At 46.7% G+C, this 6,393-nt stretch carries 7 protein-coding genes; 5 read left to right on the top strand and 2 right to left on the bottom strand.

Features of this window, described 5'->3' with window-relative positions:
• On the top strand, positions 1-862 hold an 862-nt coding region (locus KDK18_RS00600; protein ID WP_257252441.1), incomplete at its 5' end, for a hypothetical protein.
• Here KDK18_RS00600 and KDK18_RS00595 read toward each other — a convergent pair.
• Positions 843-1,565, bottom strand: coding sequence for an SDR family oxidoreductase (locus KDK18_RS00595; RefSeq protein WP_257252440.1), 723 nt, complete (start codon positions 1,563-1,565; stop codon positions 843-845). The two genes, KDK18_RS00600 and KDK18_RS00595, sit on opposite strands and share 20 nt — an antisense overlap.
• Positions 1,566-1,958: 393 nt before the next feature.
• Here KDK18_RS00595 and KDK18_RS00590 point away from each other — a divergent pair, with 393 nt between their 5' ends.
• Positions 1,959-2,153 carry a glutathione S-transferase N-terminal domain-containing protein gene (locus tag KDK18_RS00590; protein WP_368736425.1) on the top strand — a complete coding sequence of 65 codons (195 nt, stop codon included), beginning with the start codon at positions 1,959-1,961 and terminating at the stop codon, positions 2,151-2,153.
• Complete coding sequence (locus KDK18_RS00585; RefSeq protein WP_257252439.1) at positions 2,138-2,482, top strand: hypothetical protein; 345 nt, start codon at positions 2,138-2,140, stop codon at positions 2,480-2,482. The genes KDK18_RS00590 and KDK18_RS00585 overlap by 16 nt, the downstream gene beginning before the upstream one ends.
• A gap of 409 nt (positions 2,483-2,891) precedes the next feature.
• Here the strand turns inward: KDK18_RS00585 and dnaK are convergent, their stop codons facing one another.
• Entirely contained in the window at positions 2,892-4,883 is a 1,992-nt protein-coding gene (gene dnaK, locus KDK18_RS00580; protein ID WP_257252438.1) for a molecular chaperone DnaK, read from the bottom strand.
• A gap of 586 nt (positions 4,884-5,469) precedes the next feature.
• On the opposite strand from dnaK, the gene rsxA reads away from it, so the two are divergent.
• Together rsxA and KDK18_RS00570 are read left to right on the top strand one after the other, a co-directional pair.
• Entirely contained in the window at positions 5,470-6,054 is a 585-nt protein-coding gene (gene rsxA / locus KDK18_RS00575; RefSeq protein ID WP_257252442.1) for an electron transport complex subunit RsxA, read from the top strand.
• A gap of 19 nt (positions 6,055-6,073) precedes the next feature.
• On the top strand, positions 6,074-6,393 hold a 320-nt coding region (locus tag KDK18_RS00570), incomplete at its 3' end, for an RnfABCDGE type electron transport complex subunit B (protein WP_257252437.1).

The raw sequence follows: 6,393 nt of genomic DNA, 5'->3' as shown, positions 1-6,393 counted from the left end.
AGGTCGTCTCTGGCAACACAATTTTCAGGCACCGGATACATTAAGCTCATTTCATAATGCTGAAGATGAAAGACAGTGGGTACCAACGCCCTTTTTTGGATTTCAGGGTCTTCCCGGCACGATGGGAGAGTGGAGTGGCCAGGATTACCCAAACATAGCACCCGCCCCGGTGGGGATGAGAGACTGGGCTGACGTTCGCTCATTTGCTGAACAAACCTCCTCCAGTTTTGGTATGAGAGAATTCTATTTTACAACCGATAGTGAAAGAAAGGGCGAATTGCGGATTACTGAGCTAGGGAAAGCCTTTTACGGGCTGGTAATTAACTGGCTGAAGGTTCGCCATGACACCGACCATCTGGATTACAAAAACACACTGCAGATGCAGCAGTTGCAGGAAGAGCTGGCGACGATTGCCGCTGATCTGTTTGGTAGTGCCTATAAAATGAAGACGCAGGCCATGAAAGCAAAGATAGGTCAGGAATTCCCGGCAGAGTCGCTGAGCCGGGCTGCACTTGAGTGTGGTTACTGGTGTGACCCGAAATTCCGCTACGTACAGGATATCAAATCAGGCCGTTTTCCTGACGAGGTTTATCCGGATCATCCAAATCAAAGCTTTGACCCTGACTATTTGAACCCGGATACAGACAACCTTACCGATCGGGGATTGCAGCGTTCATCCAGAGCCAGAGGACCCAATTTGGGTATTGACGGCGGGACACTGCCACTGACTCATCTGGACAGTCTGTTCTGGTTCGCCATAAACACAGGGTGGCAGCTGCACGAGCCAACCCGTATTTATCCTGATAATACAGACGCAGATCAATACACCAACGCTCTGAGCCCTATGGCTGCTGACGTGTAGCCGAAACAACAATCTCACGCACACAGACATTTTGAGGCTGGTTGTAAACAAAGTTCACACAGCTGGCGATGTCTTCTGGATGAATAACCCCCCCCATGCTGTCTTTCCAGCTTTCATAACCTTCCTTGATATCACCGGATGTCGTGTGACTCAGCAGCTCAGTTTCTACTGCACCGGGAGCAACGGTAATCACTCTGACATTGTCGTCCGCAACTTCTTCACGCAGTGTTTCAGACAAGCCATGAACTGCAAATTTGGTGCCGCAGTAGGCCATATGATTAGGAAAGCCTTTGATACCAGCAATGGAGCTCAGGTTAATAATGGTACCGCCCTTGCGCTTTTTCATTTTGCCAATAACCGCACCAATACCATTTAGTACACCATTGACGTTCACACTGATCATTCTATCCCACTCGACCGGGTCTTGTTCATCAGCATTACCCAGCAGCATCAAACCCGCATTGTTGACCAAACATTCAGTCTCACCGTAAACCGATTCTGCTTCATCCACTGCCGCATAAAAAGCTTCGCGATCAGTCACATCGACTTTTCTGCAGAGGGTATTGGGCAGTTCCAGGGCTTCCAGCTTTTCAATTCTTCTTGCCAGCAGTAACAGTGCATGACCCTGGGCGCTGAATTGACGGGCGATGGCTTCACCAATTCCGGAACTGGCACCGGTAATCACAACCAATGGTTTTGTCATGAGAGATTCCTGTAGGCTTTGCAACTCGTGAGTATTCATCCGCCAGAACTTAAATCACATTCAGCATAAGTCCGAAGCCGATGAGAATTCCGTGATACTCTACCTTCAGCCCTCCCCTTGCAGAAATACCTTTTGGTTTGAACATTCATCAGTCTTTATTATCTAGAGGACTGATCAGCTACCTGATAGCGACCATAGATAGCCGCCACCATAGATAGCCGTCATAGCAGTCGAACACAGCAACCGCTTCGTCATCAACAATGAACACAGAAGCTGGCCAACCTGAACAGGTTCATGCAAAATGTTCAAAACAGCCATGAGCCGAAATACTCCAGAAGGAACGCTGAGTGCTATGCTGCATGACGCCACAGCACTCCTGCAAAGAGAACCTCAGTGAACGACAGCAATCAACCCATCCTTTACTCTTTTCGTCGATGCCCTTACGCCATGCGTGCCAGACTGGCACTGACTTACTCAGGCATCGCTCTTGAGCACAGAGAGATATTGCTGAGAAACAAACCTCAGGCGATGCTCAGTGTCTCACCTAAAGGCACTGCCCTGCAACAGACATCATGGCCTCAGACGTAGCCGATCATCGAGATCGACAGGTGGGTATACGAGTCCGCATCTATACTGATATCTCATTTATTTCTGAGGCTGAGAGAATGCAAGAGGATATAGTACTCGTTGATCTTCAGACGAATAAAAACAGTCATTTTGAGGTTTTAAATGATAAAAATATTTTCAGCCATTTTAAAACTGCAAGCAGAACAAGAAAACTGAATATTGTCTCCAAACATTTAAAATTATCCAGGCATATTTCCTTTATTTTTTCTCTATCCTTCTTTCAGATATTAAGTTTTAATCTTTATGCTGAAGTGTTCTACACCTGTTCTACACCAAAAAGTTTTATGTGAGATCAGAATCGGATAATAGAAGTTATGTGGTAGTTCATGAATACAGACATTTTTTTAGCTTTCCAGCATGGAGTTTTTACTCTGTTGATGATTCGTTTAACGACGAGTGTTTTGTATCTCAACTAAAAAATGCCACTGAATTCGATGACTTAAGTTCTTTCAGGGTTGAATTTCTGAATGGCACTAGCGAAGACTTTCCAATGGTCATGGCACATATGCAACCCCTGTTTAGAGAGTTTCAATTCCTGGCAAAGACTACTGCATTATTTTTGTGCCTTATCTACCACCATACAAATGCTTACAGGTTTTAGATTAAGCCCGAACAAAGAAACAAAAAAATAAAAAAACGGGCTGTCAAGCCCGTTTTTTTATTTTGTCGTCAACAGCAGCTGAGCTATCTTTCAGCTACTCATAGTTCATCTTTGTCCTCAGATTTGTCCTCAGATTTGTCCTCAGATTTGTCCTCAGAAGAACTATCCGCCCGGGAAGCTATTGACTGAATGGCATCACTGACTTCCTGATGTTTTTCCTCTAACTCTTCTGTGTTGGCCTCAGTATTGTCTTCAAGCCAGGAAATTGACTCTTGAATGGTATTATCAAGAAGACTCTTGTCTTCGGCAGAGAGTTTATTGACCCAGCCGTCACTGTCATCCTTTAATTGAGAGCGGTGCGAATAAACAAGAGATTCCAACTTGTTACGGGCCTCGACCTTTTTTTGTGCCCGCTGATCCTGCTCCGAGAATTTTTCGGCATCCTGAATCATTTTTTCAATGTCCTCTTCGCTCAGCCGGCCAGTATCTTTATTAATAACGATATTGTTACTGCCACTCGATTTTTCCTGAGCTTTCACGGTCAATATGCTGTTCTCGTCTACAGAGAAAGTCACGTCTATCTGAGGAACACCTCTGGGAGCGGGTGGGATACCGGTAAGATCAAAATTACCCAACAGGTGATTGTCTTTGGTCATGGGGCGCTCCCCCTCGTAGACCTTGATAGTCACTGTAGTCTGGCGATCACTGGCGGTACTGAAGATCTGATGTTTCTTGGTGGGAATGACCGTGTTGCGGGTCAGTATTTTTGCGAAAACCCCACCTACTGTCTCAATCCCCAGAGAAAGAGGGATTACATCAAGCAGAAGTATGTCGTTGTTTGACTTATCGCCACTGAGCACCGCTCCCTGAACAGCAGCACCATAGGCGACAGCCTCGTCCGGGTTAACACTATGATTTAAAGCTTTGCCATTGAAATACTCTCTCAACAGCTCCCGAACTTTGGGGATACGGGTGGAGCCCCCGACCAGAATAATCTCATTGATATCCTGACGCTCAAGACCAGCATCTTGCAGGGCCTTCTTTACAGAAGTCAGTGTTTTTCGGAACAGATCCAAATTGAGTTCTTCAAATTTCGCCCTTGACAAGGACGCGCTGAAGTCCTTTTCATCGGCCAGTGACTCAACTTCAACCCGCACCTGATGGGTCGTTGACAAAGTACGCTTGGCCTTCTCCACCTCCCGGCGTAATTTCTGCTGGGCACGCTTGTTATGGGTCAGGTCAAGACCGTATTTTCGTTTAGCGATTTTACTAAAGTAATCCACCAGTCGCTGGTCAATGTCCTCCCCTCCCAGGTGAGTGTCGCCAGCAGTAGCCAGCACCTCAAAGACACCATTATCAATCGTCAGTATTGATACATCAAACGTGCCGCCACCAAAATCAAACACCAGTACGTTTTCTTCACCCTTGAGCCTTTTGTCTAAACCATAAGCCAATGCCGCTGCGGTGGGTTCATTAATGATACGCTCAACAGTTAACCCTGCTATTCTGCCCGCATCCTTGGTAGCCTGACGCTGAGCATCGTTGAAATAGGCAGGCACAGTGACAACCGCACGGGTGACTTTCTCCCCGAGATAATCTTCCGCAGTCGTTTTCATTTTGCCCAGCACCATTGCGCTTAACTCTTCCGGAGTAAATGAAAAATGTTCCTGAAGGGTTGTCATTTCTATTCTGGGCTGACCATTCACATTCACAACTTTGAAAGGGAAGTGCTTGATATCTGCCTGTAATTTCGGGTCATCAAAGTCGCGACCGATAATGCGCTTGACATCAAATACCGTAAGCTCCGGATTTCTGGTGGCCTGGTTCTTGGCGGCATCCCCTACAAAGCGCTCATTTTCGGGAGTCCAGCTAATAACGGATGGTGTTATTCTATTTCCCTGGTCATTGGCGATGATTTCTGTTCGCCCAGACCGACGAATACCCACGCAGGAGTAAGTGGTCCCCAGGTCAATACCGATAATGACCCCTGTCTCCTCACTTGCCTCTGAGCAGATAGATGTAAGTATTATCAGAGCAGGTAAGATCAGGGCTTTAACTAATGACTGTTGAATGAAACTCCACTCCAGCATGATCAGCACCTTTATCAATGGATTTAAGGTTAACAGTATCCCAGGCCATCAATGGGAAAATGCCTGCAAAAAGCAAACACACAATCTAACCAGACTGCCTGAACCCAATCCTTGCAATAGAAGAGGAGGGCGCAAAAGGTTGCGAGTTCAGTAGAACGAGTCAGATTTTTCACTCAGGTTTTTATGAATAGTCGACCTGTTTAATCGAATTGATCGGAAAACTAGGCCATTATTTCTTGATTTTCAACCAATCCAGTTACTTTACAAACAACCTCTCAGCCGAATAATTCCTTCGTTATATAAAGCTGAAGACCTTAGCCAGAAGCCGGGCCATGGATTTCCACAATGCATCAGCCTTCTAATCCCGCTATAATCCCGCAGTTTTCACCATGAAATATGGTCAGACAGTGGCATGAACCGTTTTATATTTATTTCTTTTAGATCTTTAAAGATCATTTAACTGCATTTTTATGGCATATATAATGAGCGGCCACATTCGGGTATTGACGCTACTGACGTCTGGACAGAGCACCCCGCAGCCTGTCTGTCCCTCGAACACACTCTCGGTAGAGTCAAAATGGAACAGATGAGCGAACTGGTACTGATTATGATCAGTGCCATCCTGGTCAACAACTTTGTACTGGTACAGTTTCTGGGCCTCTGTCCGTTTATGGGTGTCTCCAACAAACTGGAGTCAGCCATGGGAATGTCTCTGGCCACCACGTTTGTACTCACTCTGGCCTCAATCTGCAGCTACCTGACTTATCAGTACCTTCTGATTCCCCTGGGTCTGGAATTTCTCAAAACCATTGCCTTTATCCTTGTCATCGCGGTAGTGGTTCAGTTTACGGAAATGGTGGTTAGAAAAGTCAGCCCTCTGCTGCACCGTGTCCTTGGCGTATTCCTGCCTTTGATCACTAGCAACTGTGCTGTTTTGGGTGTCGCTCTGCTGAACAGCAACCGATTAAACAGTTCACTGGTTGATTCCGCTACCTATGGCTTTGGTGCCGCTGCCGGTTTTTCACTGGTGCTGGTTTTGTTCTCTGCCATGCGTGAACGTATTGCTGCTGCCGATGTTCCTGCTCCTTTCAGGGGCGCTGCCATCGGAATGATCAGCGCTGGCCTGATGTCATTGGCCTTTATGGGCTTCCCTGGCCTGATCAAACTGTAAGGGAGATCTGTCAAGGATTATGGAAATCGTCATTTTTGCCATTATCGCCCTTCTTGCTCTGGCACTTGTTTTTGGCGCCATACTGGGTTTTGCCAGTGTCCGCTTCAAGGTGGAAGGCAACCCTATTATTGATCAGGTGAATGAGCTGCTGCCTCAGACCCAGTGCGGTCAATGTGGCTTTCCGGGCTGTCGTCCATACGCAGAAGCGATTGTCAGTGGTGAACCCATCAACCGTTGCCCTCCAGGTGGTCAGTCCACTATCAATGCACTGGCCGATCTTTTGGATGTGGAGCCTGAACCACTGGACGAAGAGCATGGTGCCGAAAAGCCGCCCATGGT

It is taken from the genome of Endozoicomonas sp. SESOKO3, assembly GCF_024606255.1.
The sequence above is the reverse complement of the archived record's forward strand: the minus strand, read 5'-3'. Positions and strand labels throughout refer to the sequence as shown.

What these genes read in the sequence shown, in the direction of transcription:
- KDK18_RS00595 (WP_257252440.1), bottom strand. Translation starts at nt 1,565, where the DNA reads ATGACAAAACCATTGGTTGTGATTACCGGTGCCAGTTCCGGAATTGGT.
- dnaK (WP_257252438.1), bottom strand. Translation starts at nt 4,883, where the DNA reads ATGCTGGAGTGGAGTTTCATTCAACAGTCATTAGTTAAAGCCCTGATC.
- rsxA (WP_257252442.1), top strand. Translation starts at nt 5,470, where the DNA reads ATGAGCGAACTGGTACTGATTATGATCAGTGCCATCCTGGTCAACAAC.
- KDK18_RS00585 (WP_257252439.1), top strand. Translation starts at nt 2,138, where the DNA reads ATGGCCTCAGACGTAGCCGATCATCGAGATCGACAGGTGGGTATACGA.